The following is an 18,016-nucleotide window of genomic DNA, read 5'->3' as shown; positions in this document are numbered from 1 at the left end:
AGAGACACCCAATCACAACGATGTGATTTATCCCCACTGTGGATAACGCCTGTGGATAAACCGACCGCATCCCCTGCTGAATGGGGCCCGAAACCTGCCGGTATCGCCGCCGCCGCCCTCGTGGGTGTCGCGTTCGGTATCGCCGTCTTCCTCGTGGCCGATGCGCCCGGACGTCTGTTGGCCTCGGTGGCCGCGCTCGGTCTGCTGGGGTTCGCGGCCGTGTCCTGGCGGTGTCGTCCGAAACTGCGCATCACCGACGAGGGTCTTGAGCTGCAGGGCCTCACCCGCCTCACGCTGCTACCCCGTGCTGCGGTGAACTCGGTGAAGGTCACCGAATTCCGCAGGCTGGGCCGACGCACCCGGCTGCTGGAGATCGAATCCGGCGACGACCTGATCGTCTTGAACCGCTGGGACCTGGGTACCGACCCTCGCGGGGTGCACGAGGCACTGCGCGCCGCCCACTATCGGGCGTGAACGCCACAACGCGCGTATCGTTGCCTTAGGTAATTACTCCGAGGTAAGAGGCGGGATATGACACGGACCGAGGGCGATCAGTGGGACATTGTCAGCAGCGTCGGTTTCACGGCCCTCATGGTGTCGTCCTTCCGCGCCCTGGAGACCACCCGATCTGAACCACTCATCCTCGACGAATACGCGCGCGCCTTCGTCGAGGCTTCGGGGGAGCCTCATCTCACCGAGGCACTTGTCGCACCGCGCCCCGAGTCCGAATGGGACGTCGCCACCACCTACCTGGTCAATCACCTCGCCGTCCGCACCAAGTACTTCGATGAATTCTTCATCGCTGCAACAGCTTCCGGCATTCGGCAGGTCGTCATCCTGGCCGCCGGACTGGATGCGCGGGTCTACCGGCTGCCCTGGCCGGACGGCACCGTCGTCTACGAACTGGACCAGCCGAAGGTCCTCGAATTCAAGGACCACGTCCTTACCGAAGAGAACGCGACCGCGCGGGCCGAACGGCGCGAGGTCGCCGTCGATCTACGCGACGACTGGATCGCCGCGCTGGAGAGCGCGGGCTTCGATGCGGGCAAGCCCACGGCCTGGCTCGCGGAGGGCTTGCTGGCGTACCTGCCGGGTGCCGCCCAGGACGCACTGTTCGAGAAGATCACCGCCCATTCCGCCGCCGGCAGCTTCCTGGCCACCGAATGGCGCCGCCGCGTGGCCACCGCCGGCCAATGGCAGGACGCCGTGAACAAACTCAAGCCGGACTTTCTCCAGAACGTCAGCATCGGCGATCTGATCTACGACGATGAGCGCAAAGACCCGATCGAATGGCTCGGCGAACATGGTTGGCACGTCGACGTCACCAACCGCCTCGAACAGGCGGCCGACTACGGACGGCCCGCCCCTGAGGAGCACAGCGAGATCACCTCGCTGTGGTCGGACGCCTACTTCATCACCGCCACCCGCTAGCCCATACGCCCAGGGCGCGCGGACCGGTGCTGGGGTGGGACCTTCGGTCCCGTTTCGACTAAAGTTTCCCATGCAATCGATCACAAGGGTGCCGTCTGTACGAACAGGTCATTTGGCAAAGGCTTGTCGTTTGACGGTTGGGGGATTGAAAGCTGGACTTTATGCCAGGAGATGGGCATAGCAGCGGATTCGTCCGCCAGAGCATGCAGATCGGGCTGACGATCGCCGCGATGAAGGCGCTCGAGGCACGCCGCGCACAGCCGGTGCTGTTCGACGAGCACGCCCGGACGATCCTCGATGCCGTCGCTGATCCCCACACCCAAGCGCTCCTGGACATCGGCCTCCACGAGAACCCGTCGACGGCGAATGAGCTGAGCACCCATCTGCTCGCCAACTACGTGGCGGCGATGTGCCGGTACTACGACGAATCCCTGCTCGCGTCCGTCACCAACGGCATCCGCCAGGTGGTGCTGCTGGCCGGGGGCCTGGATACCCGCGCCTACCGCCTCTCCTGGCCCCCCGGCACCGTCGTCTACGAGGTCGACTATGCCGAGGTCCTCACCGTCAAGATGAAGGCACTCGATAACGCGGGGGCTGAGCCCCGTACGACGCAGCGGATGGTCCTGTGTGGACTGGGCGAGCAGTGGCAAGCGGAGCTGACCCTGGCCGGATTCGACCCGGACATCCCCACCGCGTGGCTCGCCGAGTGCGTCGTCTGCAACCTCCCCGGTGGCAGCCACGACACGATGTTCGAGCGGATCATCGAGATGTCGGCTCCCGGCAGCATCATCGCGACGGACAATGATCCGCTGGCCCCGTCCGGGCGGACATGGGGCGAGGCCGTGGACACCGTCTTGCCGGACGCGCTTCGCGGCGCCGACTACTCGGCGCTCGCACATCGTGACGAGCGCACCCATCCCGGGGACTGGCTCTCCGGTCACGGGTGGCTGACCCGGACGTACACGACACGTGAGCTCGCCGAGCGCTGTGGCCGACCGTTCGGGAACGAGCTGGTACCGGGTTTCGACGATCTCGCGGACCGTCGCTTCCTGACCGCGACGCTGCCGACCGATTACCTTGCGCATTCCACGGAATCGCCGCTGAGTGACGGGCCCGCGGCCCAGTGAGCTTGGATCCGTAGCCCGATCCCGCCGAACAGCTTGCGCAGCACCATTACCTTTGCGCCGCGCGGTGGCTATCTTGGGGGCAACGTGCAAGAAGGCAGGTGATTCCTTGGATGGTCAACCGGAAAAGGCTGTGACCTCGCCTGCGCACAAATATCAGTTCGATCTGATTGCCGCAGCTCTACGGGCGCTGGAAAGTCGGCGCGGCCATCCATTGATCGACGATCCACTTGCGGAGGTCCTGGTCACCGCGGCGAACGAGCCGCTCAGTAGCGCCTTCCTCGCCACCGGATTTCCCGAGAACCCCTCGGCAGCCGACGGCACCTTTCTTCTCATCAACGCGTCGGGAATCTTCACGCGGTACGGCGACGACTTCATCGCCACGGAGCTTGAATCGGGAACCCGGCAAGTCGTGCAGTTCGTCGCGGGCTTGGACACTCGCGCCTACCGGCTCCCATGGCCGACCGACGCCGTTCTGTACGAGGTGGACCATCCGCACACGCTGGAGTTCCGGTCTCGCGTGCTCAGGGAGCACGGCGCGGTCCCCGCGGTGACGCAGCGCCTGGTGCCCGTGGCGACGACCGCCGGTCCGTGGGCGGAGGATCTGTGCGCCGCGGGCCTCGACCCAGAACAGCCCACCGCCTGGCTGATCGCGCCACTGATCATGGCGGGCCTGCCCGGCCAGGCGCAGGACCTGCTCTTCGAGCGCATCATCGAGCTTTCCGCGCCGGGTAGCGCCATCTGCAGCGACGCCAACATCTTTCTGCCGTCGACCGAGACCTGGGATTCACTCGCCGAACCCGTTGTCCCCGACGATATTCGGGCGGCCAACTTCTGGATGTTGACATATCCGGATTCCCGCATGCCCCCCGCGGACTGGCTGACCGGGCACGGCTGGGCCACCGATGTACAGACCGCCGCCGAGATCGCCGCACACTACGACCGGCCGTTCACCGACGACGTACCGGACATCGTCAAGCAGCACACTCAATGGCAGTTCCTCAGAGCCAAGCTGCCGCACGTGCACTATCCGGAATAGGTGAGAACCCTCGCCACGATGAGCGCCACCGACAACGCGATCACAACCGCAGCCAGCACCCACGGCGTCGAGGGCTTCTGAACCAGGTCCGGCACGCCGATCCCACGGCACACCTCGCGGTAGTACAGCAGCGCGCCCGCGCTCAGGACGCCGAACAACAGCCCACCCATATGCCCGGCCAACGAGATGCCCGGCAGCGAGATACTCAGCCCGATGTTGAGCACCAGCACGATGATGATGGTCTGCGGGTTCAGCCGCTCCCGCAGATACAGCACCAGTGCCGCACCCAGCAGACCGTAAATGGCGCCGGATGCACCGGCCACCAACGCATTTGGACTGAACCACATGGCGATGGCACTGCTGCCCAGTAGCGCGGTGCCGTAGATCGTGGCATAGCGCTCACGCCCGAACGCGTGCTCCAGTCCGGGCCCGATCAAGGCCAGCGAGAGCATGTTGACCCCGATGTGCATCAGGCCGAAATGCAGGAAGCCCGCGGTGACCGTGCGCCACAGCTCACCCTGCGCCACCCACGGCAAGTACAGGACCAGATCCCGGAACAGCGGGCTGGTGGTGACGGCCATCGTCTCATCGGTGCCCCCCACCACGGCGGAGTACACGAGCACGTTGACAGCGATCAGCGCCCAGGTGACCCAGGCCCGCGCCTGCCGCAGCGGTTTGACCTGACGTACCGACTTGGCGCCCTGCTGGACGCATTCGACACACTGCTGTCCAACGGGCGCTGATCGCATGCAGTCCGGACACACGGGGCGCCCGCAGCGCACGCAGCGCACCGCGGTGGCCCGGTCCGGGTGCCAAGCGCACCCGTAGACCGGTACCTGTCCGGGATGAGCCATCGAGACCTAGCTGATGGTGATGGAGTTGATCACGACGTCCTCGTTGGGACGGTCGCCGCGGCCGACGGAGGTGGAGGCGATGGCGTCGACGACCTTCTGAGAAGCCGGGTCCACAACCTCACCGAAGATGGTGTGCTTGCGGTTCAGGTGCGGGGTCTTGCCGACGGTGATGAAGAACTGCGAGCCATTGGTACCCGGTCCGGCGTTGGCCATGGCCAGCAGATACGGCTTGTCGAACTGCAGCTCGGGGTGGAACTCGTCGGCGAACTGGTATCCGGGGCCGCCGCGGCCGGTGCCGGTGGGGTCACCACCTTGGATCATGAATCCCTCGATGACGCGGTGGAAGACTGCGCCGTCGTAGAACGGGCCGGCGGCCTCGCCCTTGGCGTTCTTGGTGGAGTAGTCCTTGCTGCCATCGGCGAGGCCGACGAAGTTGGCGACGGTCTTCGGGGCGTGGTTGCCGAAGAGCGCGATGACGACGTCGCCGTGGTTGGTGTGCAAGGTGGCGGTCTGTGTCTGGATTGGTGAAGTCACGACGACTACCTTATCCGCGCCGAAAAGACATTCATGCGGATGTTTCCCAATAGGTGGCGCAAAGATGGCAATCTGGAGTACCAGTCATTCTGGAGATCACCGCCCGACGAAGGGACCCGCTGACAATGAGCCTGCTGACCAAGACCTCCGAACCCGCCGTCAAGCTGACCTCAGGGGAGCGGCTCGTACGGGGTCTGAAGGAGGCCGCACTGGCCCCCATCGACGTCTCACGGGGTACCGCTGGACTCGGGTTCGGGCTGGCGAAATCTGCGGCGAGCGTGGCGGGCAAGCTGGTGCGTCGCGGTAAGGCGGTGTCCTCGGAGGTGCAGGACGCCGTGGCCGATGTCGTGGACACCCTGCCCGAGGTGGTCAGCGGAGCCCGCAAGCGCAAGCTACCGCGCGCGTTGACCGGCCTTGCGGTCGTTGGTCTGCTGGGTGCGGGTGCTGTCGCGTTCAGCGTGCTGCGGCGCTCAGGACAGCCCGAGCCGTCGCCGCTGGCGCCGAGTGTGGATTCGCAACCTCAGCCGTAGGGCCGGATCGGGTCGCGCGAACTGGAGACTTGAGTGGAGCCTAGGAGAATCGAACTCCTGACATCTACCTTGCAAAGGTAGCGCTCTACCAACTGAGCTAAGGCCCCTCACCTGCTGCTGTGTGCCACACTTCCATGTTGTTGCGCGCCACCGTGATTGCTGTCGCGTAGGCCACGCCCAGCAATGTGAGCACCAGCAGCAGCACTCTCATGTGGTCGACCTCCCAACGAGTGTGGTGGGGCTAGGAGGACTCGAACCTCCGACCTCTTCGTTATCAGCGAAGCGCTCTAACCACCTGAGCTATAGCCCCTGAACCGAAGGCAGAGATTACCGCACGGATGGGTTGCATCCCAAACCGTTAGTCGCGATCGGCCAGTGTGACCTCGATACCACCGACTAGATCAGTGGTCAGGTTGTAGATGAACGCACCGATGGTGGCGGCCGCGGTCATCAGCACGATGTTCACCAAACCGATGAGAAGCGCGGTGCCGAAGATGGTGCCACTGGACACCAGCTCACCGCCGCCGCTGTTGGTGATCAGCTCGCCGACGTTCTCGTTGAGCTTCGACCACACGCCCATCGCGCCGAGCACCAGGTACAGCATCGCGACGGCGATCATCCAGACGAAGAAGAACACCACCGACAGCACCAACGACACCTTGAGGGTCGCCCACGGATCCACGCGCCTAATCTGCATGGCCGCCCGCAGCGGGCCGCGGCGCGCAGGGCCCACCGTTACTGCCGAACCACCTTGTGCCGCATCACTTCTGCGCGGAGGACGGGGGACCGGGCCCGACAGATCGGGCAGGTCGTTGTTCTTGGGAGCGCGCACGGGCTCCTGCGTACTCGAATCACCCCACGGGGTGCCCGAACGCACCGGCTCGGGACGTTCCGTTCTTTCCGATCTCTCGGGACGCTCCGGCCTTTCCGGGCGCTCTGGAACCTCGTCGTAGGGCTCCGGCTCCGGCGCTGCTTCGGGCTCGGGGCGCTCCGCCGGGGTATTGAATCCGGCCGGGGCAGCGGTACCCGAGATGAACCGGCTGAGCCGGGCATCCAGGCCGGCCGACGGACGGGGCCCGGGCCGCGGCGCCGACGTCGGAGCGGTCGGAGGAGCGGTCGCGTCGTCCACGATGGGGATGATCTCCGTCGGTACGCCGCCAGGGCGCGGTTCCCTGCTGGGAATCCGCTGCGGACCGGTGGCGGCGGCGTGTGAACCACGCCGCCGCTCCGCCCGCTGCCAGGGAGGCAAGTCCGCCTGGTCCACGGGGCGTTCGTTGGCGCCAGACTCCCCCGGATCGTTCGGTGAACTCACCTACAGCTCCTTACTCGCTTGCGCCGACTGTGTCGTCGTCAGGGTCAGCATCACCCTCATCGGCATTATGCGCGATTGCCAATAGGGTGTCGCCCTCGCCGAGGTTCATCAACCGCACGCCCTTGGTCTGACGACCGGCCTTACGAACCTGTTTCGCGATGGTGCGGATGACGCCGCCGCCGGAGGTGATGGCGTACAGCTCCGACTCCTCGTCCACGACGAGTGCACCCACCAGAGAACCGCGGCGCGGGTCGTACTGAACCGTCAGCACGCCCTTACCGCCACGTCCCTGCACCGGGTACTCCTCGATCGCGGTGCGCTTGGAGTAGCCGCCCGACGTCGCCACCAGCAGGTAGGTGCCCTCGCGGAGGACGTTGAGCGACAACAGCTCATCCTCGCCGTTGAATCGCATGCCCTGCACGCCGGAGGTAGCGCGGCCCATCGGCCGCAACGCCTCGTCGGTGGCACTGAACCGGATGGACTGGCCGTGCGCCGAGACGAGCAGCAAGTCATCCTCGGAGGCGCACAACACCGCACCCACCAGTTCGTCGCCGTCACGCAGGTTGACGGCCACCAGACCACCGCTGCGGTTGGAATCGAAATCGGTGAGCTTGGACTTCTTCACCAAACCGTTCCTGGTGGCCAGCACCAGGTAAGGGGCGTCCTCGTAGCTCTTGATCTGGATGACCTGTGCGATGCGCTCCTCCGGCTGGAAGGCCAGCAGGTTGGCCACATGCTGACCGCGCGCGGTACGGGCCGCCTCGGGCAGGTCGTACGCCTTGGCGCGGTAGACGCGGCCCTTGGTGGTGAAGAAGAGAATCCAGTCATGCGTCGAGCACACGAAGAAGTGCTTGACGATGTCGTCCTGCTTGAGGCCCGCACCCTGCACGCCCTTACCGCCGCGCTTCTGGCTGCGGTACAGGTCGGTCTTGGTGCGCTTTGCGTATCCGGTTTCGGTGATGGTGACGACGACGTCCTCACGTGCGATGAGGTCTTCGTCGGCAACATCGCCATCGGCGGAGATGATGCGCGTGCGACGGTCGTCGCCGTAGCGTTCGACCAGTTCGCTCAGTTCGTCCCGGACGATGGCCCGCTGACGCTCCGGCTTGGCCAGGATGTCCTCGAGGTCCGCGATCTCTGCCTCGATCTTGGCCAGGTCGTCGACGATCTTCTGCCGCTCCAACGCCGCCAGGCGACGCAGCTGCATATCGAGGATGGCCTGCGCCTGGATCTCATCGACGTCGAGCAGCTCGATCAGGCCCTGGCGCGCGATGTCGACCGTCGCCGAGGCGCGGATCAATGCGATCACTTCATCAAGGGCATCAAGGGCTTTGACCAGACCGCGCAAGATGTGTGCGCGCTCGTTGGCCTTGCGCAACCGGTACCGGGTACGCCGGATGATGACGTCCAACTGGTGATTGACGTAATGCCGGATCAGCTGATCGAGGCGCAACGTGCGGGGGACACCGTCGACGATCGACAGCATGTTGGCGCCGAAGCTGGTCTGCAGCTGGGTGTGCTTGTAAAGGTTGTTCAGCACCACCTTGGCCACTGCATCGCGCTTGAGTATCACCACAATTCGAAGGCCGACGCGGTCGGAACTCTGGTCTTCGATGTTGGAGATGCCGGCGATCTTGCCGTCGCGCACCTGGTCGGCGATCGAGGTGATGAAGTTGTCGTGGTTGACCTGGTACGGCAACTCTGTGATCACCAAAGACGTTCTGCCCTTGGCGTCTTCCTCGATCTCGGCGACTCCGCGCATACGGATCGAGCCACGCCCGGTGGTGTAGGCCTCGTGAATCCCTTGTGTCCCAACGATCAACCCGGATGTCGGGAAGTCGGGTCCGGTGATCTTTTCGCAGACTGCCTTGAGGGTGGTCTCCTCGTCGGCCTCGTGGTTGTCGAGTGCCCAGTACACCGCCTCGGCCAACTCACGCAGATTGTGCGGCGGCATGTTGGTGGCCATACCGACGGCGATACCACCGCTGCCGTTGGCCAGCAGGTTCGGGAACCGGCTCGGCAGTACGGTCGGCTCCATGACACGGCCGTCGTAGTTTGGGATGAAATCGACTGTCTCCTCGTCGATTTCACGCAACATCTCCATGGCCAGCGGCGTGAGCCGGGCCTCGGTGTAACGCATGGCGGCGGCCGGATCATTACCCGGAGAGCCGAAGTTTCCCTGGCCGTCCACCAGCGGGTAGCGCAGCGACCAGGGCTGCGCCATACGCACCAAAGTGTCGTAGATGGAGGAGTCGCCGTGCGGGTGGTAGTTACCCATGGTCTCGGCCACCGAGCGCGCCGACTTTGCGTGGCTGCGATCGGGCCGGAACCCGGAGTCGTACATCGCGTAGAGGACGCGGCGGTGCACGGGCTTGAGGCCATCGCGCACTTCGGGCAGAGCGCGGCCCACGATGACGCTCATGGCGTAATCGATGTAGCTGCGCTGCATCTCCTGCTGGATGTCTACCGGCTCGATCCGGTCGACGGCGTCGTCACCGCCGGGGGGCAGCGTTGTGTCGGTCATGTGCTCCTCGTTCATGCTGCGCCCGGAGAAGGCCGGGCAACCCCACCAGCCTAGTCACTTCTGCGATGGGTTTCTCGGATCCAGGCCCGTGCGTCGTTCTCAGCGGCTTTAGATGCCGATATCCCAAGTATCCGGTACTGTTCGTTACGCAGGCGTGAGCCGCAACGAGGCGGCCAGAGCCGAAAGGGAGCTGCCAGCCATGACCCCTCTGACGTCCGATTTCACCGAAGAATCCACCGGCGAACGGCTACGCCGATGGGCCGACGAGTGGCGGCGCATGGCGGCGGTCGCGGTATCGAACGCCGACGGCCCCAAGACCGGAATGGTCTACGACATCGTCGGTCCGCAGAACTTGTTCGGCGAAGAGTCGCTCTTCATCAACTTCGGATACTGGCGTGACCACCCGACGACCCTCGACGAGGCCAGCCGCGACCTGGCACGCCTGGTTGCCTCCAGCGCGGGGTTCACCGCCACGGATGTGGTGGTGGATTGTGGTTGTGGGTACGGCGATCAAGACATTCTGTGGGCCAACGAGTTCAAGGTGAAGAAGATCACCGGGGTCAACATCGCCGAAGAGCAGATCGTGATCTCGACTCAACGGGTCGCCGAGGCGGGTTTGTCCGACACCGTCTCCTATGTCAAGGCCTCGGCCACCGATCTACCCTTCGGCAACGAGTCCTGCACCAAGGTGGTGGCGCTGGAGTCGGCATTTCATTTCCCGTCGCGTATCGACTTCTTCCGGGAGGCGCTGCGCGTCCTCAAGCCCGGCGGGCGGCTGGTAACGGCGGACATCGTCCCGCGGCGCACCGCGCTCACCGCGCTGGCACGCAATCAGGTGGCGCGTCGTGGCTGGCAGGGTGCGCCACCGAGCGCGGTGCCCTGGGCCGTCGATGTCCAGGGCTATCGGGATCTGCTGCTGGACATGGGCTTTGCGCGGGCCGAGACATGGTCCATCGCCGACGACGTCTATCCACCGCTGTCGAAGTTCCTGGCCAAGCGGCTACGCCAACCCGATATGAAACATGTCAACCCACTGCTGCGAGCGCAGTTCAATTCGGTGGGTATGCGGCTCTTCTCGCTGCATTCGGACTACATCGTGTCCGTTGCGCACAAAGCCTGAGCGCACTAGCTCAACGTCTTCCCCTGCGCGAGTAGCTCGACGTACTGGACGATCCGCCGGGCGCGAGTCTCCGGTTTCTTGATGGTGGTGAGCCGGAACAGGAACGGCCAGCGCGCCGTCTTGGTGAGGGAGTCGAAGAACTGCTGCGCCTGCGGCTCGGCGCGCAGTGCCTGCGCGAAGTCGTCGGGGACCTCGATGGTGGCCTGCGAGCTGTAGGCGGCGTCCCAACGACCGTCGGCCTTGGCGGCGTCCACTTCTCGTAGGCCGGCGGACCTGAGCCGGCCCTCGCCGGTGAGTCGTTCGATATGGCCGACGTTGATCTTCGACCAAGTGCTGCGGGCGCGACGTGGGGTGAACATGCGCAGGGTGTACTGCTCGTCGAGCGACTTGGCTTGTCCGTCGATCCACCCGAAGCAGAGTGCTTCCTCTAGGGCTTCCTTGTGGTTGACGCTGGGGATGCCACTGGCCTTCTTGGCCATCTTGATCCAGACACCGGGGGAGTCCTCGTGGTTCTCTTCCAACCACTCTTCCCAGTCTCGTTGCGACGCAAAGTAGATGGTGGGGCGATCAGCGGCCATGTGGACACCCTATGGGTGGGTAGTGACAGGGGACCTACTCAAGGCCAAGTGCTTAACTCCGCGATTAGACCTTGGGAATCCAGCCCGAACCCCGCTTCGACAAAATGAACCCGCGCCCCTGCGGGTCTTTACACGCGGTGGTGCCGTTGTCATCGACACCACAGACCACACCGTTAACTGTGATCGAATGGTTGGCTGGCAACAGAGGGTAGTGCGACACGGTTTCCGGAGTAAGTGTTTCATTGATTTGCGTTAAACCCGAATTAGTACTGATCGCGTTTAGTCCATTGATACCTTTAGCCGGATCTGATGGCGCCGGCGGTACACCTGGGAAGTTATTTCCCAAACATGACGCAGAAGGGGGCTCGAAGAATCTGCACGCGATACCGTCCGGAGTACGGAAGTAGTACGCAGCTATCGGCTGCCTTCCTGGAGTAACTAACGGTATGTCAAAGTCTTGGATATTGACCGCTACGTATCCAGATATATCGGGAAATTTCAACGGCTCAGCGGCCGCATTGCAGGCACAGGACGCCGATACTCCGACAATCATTGCTATTACTGCAGCTGCTCTGATAGTCACCTTTTTCCCCTTGCTGAATTTTTTTATCACGATATTGCTACTTTAGTGGTAGGGATTAACTTCGATCAATTGTGTGTTGTATGGCGTTCCATTAGCAACCACCCACTGGCTTCCGAACACACGCATATTATCCAGCGTGGAGCCCGGTAATATGTACCCGCCATAATTCTGGAGTACGAAATTGGGTGCACTCGGATCTGACTGTTGCATCAGAACGGTAGTGGGTGAGTTAAGCCCAAAGACGCTTGAGGGGTCGCCTGCGTTACCCACTCGCATCTCGACGCGAGCGGTGCCATTGAGCGGATCCGTCCCCATATTGAGCCCTGAAAGCACTGGCCTTCCACCCACCTCCCGGAGGCTAAGTTCGCCGTAGGGAGTTCCCGTCACAGGTTTCGGAGAGTCTCCAGGCTTACCCCATCCGGATTCTGTCATTGGTTGCCATGAGTCACGATCCAAGACATTGCCCCCCGGCGGCACGCGATACATCGCCACCTGCTGATTGCGGTCGAACGAGTCTGCCGCGATGTACACCGTGCCGTCCGCGGCCTGGTATCCGCTGATTTGCGACGGCGCTTTGTCGCCCGCGCGCCAGGTGCCGGGTTCTGGTGGCCAGCCGCCTTGCGAGGGGTCCCCGGCCTTAACCAGCCAAGAGCCTCCCGTCGGGTGGAGATCGTTCGTACCCGCGGCCATCATGTAAGTGGTCCCATCTCTCATCACGATGCTGCCTGCGGGAAGAGTGTTTGTGTTCTGAGCCTCCGGCGGGAGTCCTGTCGTCGGGAACAAGGGAGGCCTACCGTTCTCGCCGTCGTAACCTGTGAGAACGTTGCCCCAGATGGGCTTGCCGTTCTCATCAAATCCCTTAATTTCGACGGCCACCGATTTGTAATGATCCGCCGCCTCGCCGGGACGGGGGACGTGGTCCGTGTTGAACGAATCACCGAAGACAGCGATCAGTTTCTTCCCACCCTTGCCGTCGGGCACTTCGATGACTTCGCCCAGGTCGGCGGAGCCGATCCCCGGGATAGGCGCGCCTGTGCCTGCGACGGGTCCCAAATTCCGTGATTCACCAGGCTTAAGTCGATGACCACTGAAGTCTGTATTGCCATCGGGTCCCTCAAGATGGAAGTTGCCTAGGTCTTGCGCAATTTCATGCAGTTTGCGTGCAATCGCGTTGTCCGTCGCCTCCAGCTCGTTTGCCCTCACAGCAAGAATGCCCTGCAGCCATCGCCTTCGTATCGCCCGTTTCAGACGATCGAGCCCAGAATGTGACCGCCGCTCGGTCACCGACAGATCCTCGTTCACGTTGAAGTCTTCGTCTTCGGGATCGTGAACGGCATACACGGCCTTGTCTTTGGCGCCCTTCAATTGTTGTTCCGACGATTCCGCGACCTGCTTGGCGGACTTCAATTTGTCCACTTTCGGCCGTGTTTTGTCGATATAGCCTTTCAACCGCGTCCGAAATGCCTCGACAAACTGGCCTGAACCTTGCAGCCTGTCCAGCAATCCCTGTGCACCGTTGACTGCCGACTCAAGCTGTGTAGCTTGGTCGCCCCACGACTTAGCCGCTGCGCCAAGGTGGTCCGTTCGCCAGTTGAGAATCTCTGTCTTTGTGGGCATCGCACGGACCTACATACTCTGTGGTCCAGCAACATTGATGTTGGCCGCGTTGTTATGGTCCATATTTTCGAACGTCTGGACCGCGTGACCCAAGAACGCGGCCGCCTCCTGAAGCAAAGTGCCGTACTCCTTAGCGACATGATCGCTCGACACGGACACCGCCAGGGTGGCGGCCACGGACTTTTCCGGGCCCGCACCCTCTGCGGCGGGTGAGCCGGCCGGCATCAAATGGTCACCGAGGCCCTTCAAGCCTGCCGCTACTTGCCGGGCTTGATCGAGATCTATCTGTAGTCCCACGGCCCACTCTCCGTCATCAGCGGAACCTCTGGAACTGATAGAAGTCATCCTCGTCAAGATCCGATGGTGGCGACGCAGGCGACCTCACCTGAGCCTGCGCATCCTGTCCCGGAGTCGTGGTGGCCCGCCGATCGATTTCTGCGATGGCCTCCCGGCCAGCGGCTTCGATATCCATGACACTGCGGTCGGCGACACCACGGATCAGGTCGAGCTCACGCTGCAGCTCCTGCTCGTCATTCACGACCTTCACCTCCCGATCCCGGACAGAATTCCCCTTCTATTGTGCTCCGACGCGCGGGCGAGCCATTCGGTTCCACCCTTCTGCCAGATATGGTCTGCGGCGCTACAGCGATACCCAGAGCTGCTAGTAAATTGTCCCCACCATGTGGAACGGAGACGAGCTCGAGCTCGACGAATACCTGGCCTTCATAGGCTTCGACGGCGCCCGGTCGCTGTCCCTGGACACCCTGCGTCGCCTGCAGCGTGGGCACGTCCTGAACGTCAAGTGGGAGAACCTCGATGCGGTGCTACATAAACACGTCGCATTGGACATCCCGACGGTTCAGGCGAAGCTGCTGCGCGAACCCCGCGGCGGCTACTGCTACGAGCATGTCGCCCTGTTCGCTGCAGTTCTAGAGCGCCTCGGCTTCGACTTCTTCGGAATTCAAGGGCGCGTACAGATGGGCGCCACCACCATTCGGCCCGCGACGCACGGCATGCTCGTGGTCCGTCTGGACGGACAACAGTGGCTCTGCGATGTCGGATTCGGCACCAGCCCTCTTGCCCCGATACGCGTGGTCGACGAGGACACCATCGACGACGGATCGTGGACGTACCGACTGCTACGCGGCGAGGTCACACCCGGCGCCGACGGCTGGACCCTGTCCGAGGCCGCCGGGGACGGGACGCGACCGGGGTGGATGAGCCGATACACCTTCGTGCTCGAACCTCAGTACCCGATCGACTATCGCGCCGCGAGTTACTTTGTCGCATCGAGTCCCCATTCACCCTTTAGTACAAGGGTTTTCGTACAGAAGATCGCGCCCGATCACGCGTACATCCTGGACCATCGCGACCTGCACGACATCCGGCCCGGCATCGGCCGAAAGACCCGGCAGTTGGCACCCGCGGAAGTCGTGGTGACACTTCGCGAAATCTTCGGTATCGAACTAAAGGACGATGACTCGTCACTGCTATTGGAACGGCTGGCCGAGCAGTAACGTCGACGCATGCCCCAGGCCATTCCGTCGAAGACCCGGCTGCTGGTCAAGCTGCTCGTCGCCAACATCGTGTCGACCGTCGCGCTGGGCGGGCTGTTGATACTGACCGCCGGCACGTGGAACTGGCCTCAGTTGTGGATTCTGGGTATTGAGGTCACTGTCCTGAACCTGGGCGTGCACCTGTGGCTGCTCAACGACAACCCGGCGCTGCTGGCCGAGCGACTCGGCTCGCCTCGTCAGCCCAACCAAACCTCCTGGGACAAAGTCTTTATGGTGTTCGCGATAGTCGGTATGCCGGTCTGGTTCGCGGTACCGGCACTCGACCATCGCTGGGGTTGGTCGACGGTGCCGGTCTGGATCCAGGTCGTGGGCGCGGTACTCATCGCCGTCTCGCTGCTTTCGATGGTGCTCGTCTTCCGCGCCAACAGCTTTGCCGCGCCCGTCGTGAAGGTTCAAGCAGAGCGCGGACATTCGATTGTCGATACCGGCCCCTATGCCTATGTCCGCCATCCCATGTACTCGGGGGCGATCCCGTTCCTGGTGGGCACGCCCCTGCTGCTGGGCTCCTGGTACGGATTGATCGGATCCGCTGCGACCGTCCTCGCACTGGGGTTTCGGGCCGTCGGGGAAGAGCGCCTGCTCACCCAAGAACTCGACGGCTACCCCGAATACGCGGCCCGCGTTCGATTCCGGCTGGTACCCGGCATCTGGTAGTCCCCAGATCCGCGCGGCACTCACCCGCATGCGTGGATCTTGATGCGCGACAAGCGCTACGACCCTGAATCGTCGAGCCCACTCCACCCTGCGTGGCGCGGTTCTCCACACGTCCGAATCCGATGGAACCGAATCTGGCATACCCGCGTCTCAAGTACTTAGAGGCGGAATCTGGGCACTTCTGGGGCATGAAGGGACATCGGGACATGGGGTACGCGGACAGGCTGTACGCCCTACAACTGGAGTTTGGGCGCTCCTCTGAGGCTCGAAAACTCAGAACTGCCCAGCGCTTCCAGGAAATCCGGGCCGAGCAGACCCGCCAGGCACGAGAACGTGCCGTCTGGGAGGCAGGAAACGCACCCCCGCCTGTGAAGAAGTTCCCTATTGCGGCCAACGATGCGTCCCCGAAGCGGCTGACCCCAGCCGGTTGGGACGACGAGGATAGTTTCTGGGAATTTCGCGGAAACCGGCTGAAGTTCTAGGGCTGCGGGGGGTTGTGATGGTGGTTTATGACACGGGTCGGCAGGTGCTCGATGACGGTGCCAAGATTCGGGATTTTTGTGTGTACTGGGAGATTCTGAAGACTCACCAGAGCGAGTTGAGTCAGGCCGGGGTCGACTTGTCCGGGCTGCCGATGGACCGCAGTGCCGCCGATTTTGAGTCGGCCTACTACAAGGAAGCCGACATCGATTTGAAGGTGATCCGCGAATCCGGTGACCACCTGCAAGATGCCGTCACCGGTGGCACCGAGCAGATCGGGTTGATCGGGGAGACCGAACGCCTCTCGCAGTACGTGAAAGGCCATGCCGCCGATGCGGCGTGGGAGAAATACAAAGCCAACACCGAACAGCTGCAGACCAATCTTCAGAAGCTGAAGGACGCCCAGGACGCGGTGAAAGGTGTCGACGACAACCTGTACTTCGGCCTGAACAAAAAACAAGATGAATACACCGCGGCGATCACGCTGATGATCGAGGGAACCATTCAGAACAATCCAACAGATTTCGCCAACCGGTTGATCACCGGCGCCGCCGCGATCAGCGCCAACAACACCGGAGTCGAGGGCTCAGAAAAACATCTGTACGCCTGGCACGGCAGCCCCGGCGTCAATTGGCCTGCCCGACAAGTCAAAGACGACCTACGCACCAGTGTCATCGGTGCGGTCGCCACCGCCATCGCCGCCTTCAACGACGCCAACACCAGCATGGACCAATTCGTCACCGACAACTACACCATCCTGCGCCAAGCGCTCAACATCGGCGAAAACGTTCCGGCCGTGGGGAATCCACTCACCGCCGAGGAACAGGATCAGGTGGGCCAGTGGTCGCAGTACTCGCTTGAAGCCGGCGGCGGCGACTGCTCCCGGTGGGCGCTGGCGAGCGCTCTGGCCAACAAGTACGGGACGCGAGAAGGACCCAATGGCAAGGAGATCAACCTTCCCGCCGACGTGCAGAACAAGCTGATGGACGGTGCGCCCCTGCACTTCCCACCGAATCGGGCGGAGATCGACCAGATCACCCGCTGGCAAGGCGTCCAAATCTACGATCCCGGCGCCGAGCGAGACGGCTTCCCCGGAGGGCCCGGTCTGATGACCCAGCAGCTGCAGAGCCTGGGCATCGACTCCGCCGTCAACAACGCCACAAGCAACTCGCCAGAGGCGATCGCGGAGCTGACCAATCAGATGACGGCAGATCTACAGGCCGGGCGCCAGGTGATTGTCAACGGCTCGGTATCGCCTGGCGGTGGACACTTCTTATCGATCTCACGCGTGACATTCGATGCGAACGGCCAACCGCAGTACTGGGTCAACGACTCCAATCGGACCTCGGCGGGTACCCGGAACGGTGGGACGCTGCCGTATCCGTGCGACCGCGCAACCTTGGAGAGATTCCTCCGGAACAGAACCGCCGCCCCGCCCGGGTACAGCACGGTTCCGTTCTAGGAGCCCCACCCTGTCGAGCTCACCGCCACCTGCCCGGCCCGTCACCCGCCCAAAACACATGGAACCGATCCGCGTGGACCCGCGTCCGAACAGGTAGTTGAAACTAAGAAGGGTCGTTCTTATGACGTACCTCGACTCTGACGGTGTCGAGAGCTTGGCGGGTGTGTGGGGGCGAGCCGCCGAGGGTCTACGGGCTCAAGGGGACAAGGTTCGGTCCTGCGAGCTGCGGGCCGAGACATTTGGCTCTCACTACGCCGACCAGATGGCCGACATCGGACCCGCCGTCGAGCGGCTAGCGGGGCTGATGACCGGAGACGGGGCGCGCTGCGATGATTATCGCGACAAACTTCGGATGACCAGCATCGCATTCATCGGGACCGACGACCGGACCGCCGCAGGGCTCGGTGGGGACCCGTCTCGCCAGGGCTGAGGCTTCGACTCGGGAAAGGCGTCCTAGCCTGAGGTTATCCTTCGAAGATCCGTGCGATCAGAATCGCCCGCGTTGTCACCGGAAATTTGTCGCGGCAAAATGGAACCGAAGCGGGGGTGGCTACGTCCATCCATACATGAGCGTTTTCTGGGTGGAGGGTTAGCGAT

At 63.1% G+C, this 18,016-nt stretch carries 19 protein-coding genes and 2 tRNA genes; 11 read left to right on the top strand and 10 right to left on the bottom strand.

Features of this window, described 5'->3' with window-relative positions; translation table 11 throughout:
- The first annotated feature begins 51 nt into the window (after positions 1–51).
- The 4 genes from MSTE_RS00170 (at position 52) to MSTE_RS00155 (ending at position 3,594) form a co-directional block, all read left to right on the top strand.
- Entirely contained in the window at positions 52–474 is a 423-nt protein-coding gene (locus MSTE_RS00170) for a PH domain-containing protein (protein WP_096498291.1), read from the top strand.
- Between the two features lie 57 nt (positions 475–531).
- Positions 532–1,431, top strand: coding sequence for a class I SAM-dependent methyltransferase (locus MSTE_RS00165; RefSeq protein ID WP_096498290.1), 900 nt, complete (start codon positions 532–534; stop codon positions 1,429–1,431).
- A 161-nt stretch (positions 1,432–1,592) separates the two neighbouring features.
- The gene (locus MSTE_RS00160; RefSeq protein ID WP_096498289.1) at positions 1,593–2,558 is read left to right on the top strand and encodes an SAM-dependent methyltransferase; all 966 of its coding nucleotides are present in this window, start codon (positions 1,593–1,595) and stop codon (positions 2,556–2,558) included.
- A 106-nt stretch (positions 2,559–2,664) separates the two neighbouring features.
- Positions 2,665–3,594, top strand: a complete 930-nt coding sequence (locus tag MSTE_RS00155) for an SAM-dependent methyltransferase (protein ID WP_162291334.1) — start codon at positions 2,665–2,667, stop codon at positions 3,592–3,594.
- On the opposite strand, the gene MSTE_RS00150 is transcribed toward MSTE_RS00155, so the two are convergent.
- Both MSTE_RS00150 and MSTE_RS00145 read right to left on the bottom strand, forming a co-directional pair.
- The gene (locus MSTE_RS00150; protein WP_231896961.1) at positions 3,582–4,343 is read right to left on the bottom strand and encodes a rhomboid family intramembrane serine protease; all 762 of its coding nucleotides are present in this window, start codon (positions 4,341–4,343) and stop codon (positions 3,582–3,584) included. The two genes, MSTE_RS00155 and MSTE_RS00150, sit on opposite strands and share 13 nt — an antisense overlap.
- 111 nt (positions 4,344–4,454) lie before the next feature.
- On the bottom strand, positions 4,455–4,982 hold the full coding sequence (locus MSTE_RS00145) for a peptidylprolyl isomerase (RefSeq protein WP_096498286.1): 528 nt from the start codon (positions 4,980–4,982) through the stop codon (positions 4,455–4,457).
- 125 nt (positions 4,983–5,107) lie between these two features.
- On the opposite strand from MSTE_RS00145, the gene cwsA reads away from it, so the two are divergent.
- Positions 5,108–5,512, top strand: a complete 405-nt coding sequence (cwsA, locus tag MSTE_RS00140) for a cell wall synthesis protein CwsA (protein ID WP_070941687.1) — start codon at positions 5,108–5,110, stop codon at positions 5,510–5,512.
- A gap of 34 nt (positions 5,513–5,546) precedes the next feature.
- Here the strand turns inward: cwsA and MSTE_RS00135 are convergent.
- From MSTE_RS00135 to gyrA, 4 genes are all read right to left on the bottom strand, one after another.
- A tRNA-Ala gene (locus MSTE_RS00135) sits at positions 5,547–5,619 on the bottom strand.
- 126 nt (positions 5,620–5,745) lie between these two features.
- Positions 5,746–5,822: transfer RNA gene (locus tag MSTE_RS00130), tRNA-Ile, on the bottom strand.
- Positions 5,823–5,870: 48 nt separating this feature from the next.
- Positions 5,871–6,824: a DUF3566 domain-containing protein gene (locus MSTE_RS00125; protein WP_096498285.1), complete on the bottom strand. Its 954-nt coding sequence runs from the start codon at positions 6,822–6,824 to the stop codon at positions 5,871–5,873.
- Between the two features lie 10 nt (positions 6,825–6,834).
- A complete protein-coding gene (gene gyrA, locus MSTE_RS00120; RefSeq protein WP_096505241.1) occupies positions 6,835–9,348 on the bottom strand; it encodes a DNA gyrase subunit A in 2,514 nt (837 codons plus the stop codon).
- Between the two features lie 154 nt (positions 9,349–9,502).
- On the opposite strand from gyrA, the gene MSTE_RS00115 reads away from it, so the two are divergent.
- The gene (locus MSTE_RS00115; protein WP_162291333.1) at positions 9,503–10,468 is read left to right on the top strand and encodes an SAM-dependent methyltransferase; all 966 of its coding nucleotides are present in this window, start codon (positions 9,503–9,505) and stop codon (positions 10,466–10,468) included.
- Positions 10,469–10,473: 5 nt separating this feature from the next.
- Here the strand turns inward: MSTE_RS00115 and MSTE_RS00110 are convergent, their stop codons facing one another.
- From MSTE_RS00110 to MSTE_RS00095, 4 genes are all read right to left on the bottom strand, one after another.
- Entirely contained in the window at positions 10,474–11,046 is a 573-nt protein-coding gene (locus tag MSTE_RS00110; protein ID WP_096498283.1) for a YdeI/OmpD-associated family protein, read from the bottom strand.
- 625 nt (positions 11,047–11,671) lie between these two features.
- The gene (locus tag MSTE_RS00105) at positions 11,672–13,246 is read right to left on the bottom strand and encodes a DUF4185 domain-containing protein (protein WP_096498282.1); all 1,575 of its coding nucleotides are present in this window, start codon (positions 13,244–13,246) and stop codon (positions 11,672–11,674) included.
- Between the two features lie 9 nt (positions 13,247–13,255).
- Complete coding sequence (locus tag MSTE_RS00100; protein WP_096498281.1) at positions 13,256–13,543, bottom strand: hypothetical protein; 288 nt, start codon at positions 13,541–13,543, stop codon at positions 13,256–13,258.
- A gap of 16 nt (positions 13,544–13,559) precedes the next feature.
- On the bottom strand, positions 13,560–13,784 hold the full coding sequence (locus tag MSTE_RS00095; RefSeq protein ID WP_096505239.1) for a hypothetical protein: 225 nt from the start codon (positions 13,782–13,784) through the stop codon (positions 13,560–13,562).
- Positions 13,785–13,926: 142 nt separating this feature from the next.
- On the opposite strand from MSTE_RS00095, the gene MSTE_RS00090 reads away from it, so the two are divergent.
- The 5 genes from MSTE_RS00090 to MSTE_RS00070 all read left to right on the top strand — a co-directional run bounded on the left by MSTE_RS00090 (position 13,927) and on the right by MSTE_RS00070 (position 17,849).
- Positions 13,927–14,763, top strand: a complete 837-nt coding sequence (locus MSTE_RS00090) for an arylamine N-acetyltransferase family protein (RefSeq protein WP_096498280.1) — start codon at positions 13,927–13,929, stop codon at positions 14,761–14,763.
- 9 nt (positions 14,764–14,772) lie between these two features.
- Entirely contained in the window at positions 14,773–15,477 is a 705-nt protein-coding gene (locus MSTE_RS00085) for a methyltransferase family protein (protein ID WP_096498279.1), read from the top strand.
- Between the two features lie 206 nt (positions 15,478–15,683).
- A complete protein-coding gene (locus MSTE_RS00080; RefSeq protein ID WP_162291332.1) occupies positions 15,684–15,959 on the top strand; it encodes a hypothetical protein in 276 nt (91 codons plus the stop codon).
- A 17-nt stretch (positions 15,960–15,976) separates the two neighbouring features.
- Positions 15,977–17,419: a hypothetical protein gene (locus MSTE_RS00075; RefSeq protein WP_096498277.1), complete on the top strand. Its 1,443-nt coding sequence runs from the start codon at positions 15,977–15,979 to the stop codon at positions 17,417–17,419.
- 121 nt (positions 17,420–17,540) lie between these two features.
- The gene (locus tag MSTE_RS00070; RefSeq protein WP_096498276.1) at positions 17,541–17,849 is read left to right on the top strand and encodes a hypothetical protein; all 309 of its coding nucleotides are present in this window, start codon (positions 17,541–17,543) and stop codon (positions 17,847–17,849) included.
- Positions 17,850–18,016: the final 167 nt, after the last annotated feature.

It is taken from the genome of [Mycobacterium] stephanolepidis, assembly GCF_002356335.1.
GTDB classification, from domain to species: Bacteria; Actinomycetota; Actinomycetes; order Mycobacteriales; family Mycobacteriaceae; genus Mycobacterium; species Mycobacterium stephanolepidis.
Note: the sequence above shows the minus strand (reverse complement) of the source record. Positions and strands in the feature narration are given on the sequence as shown.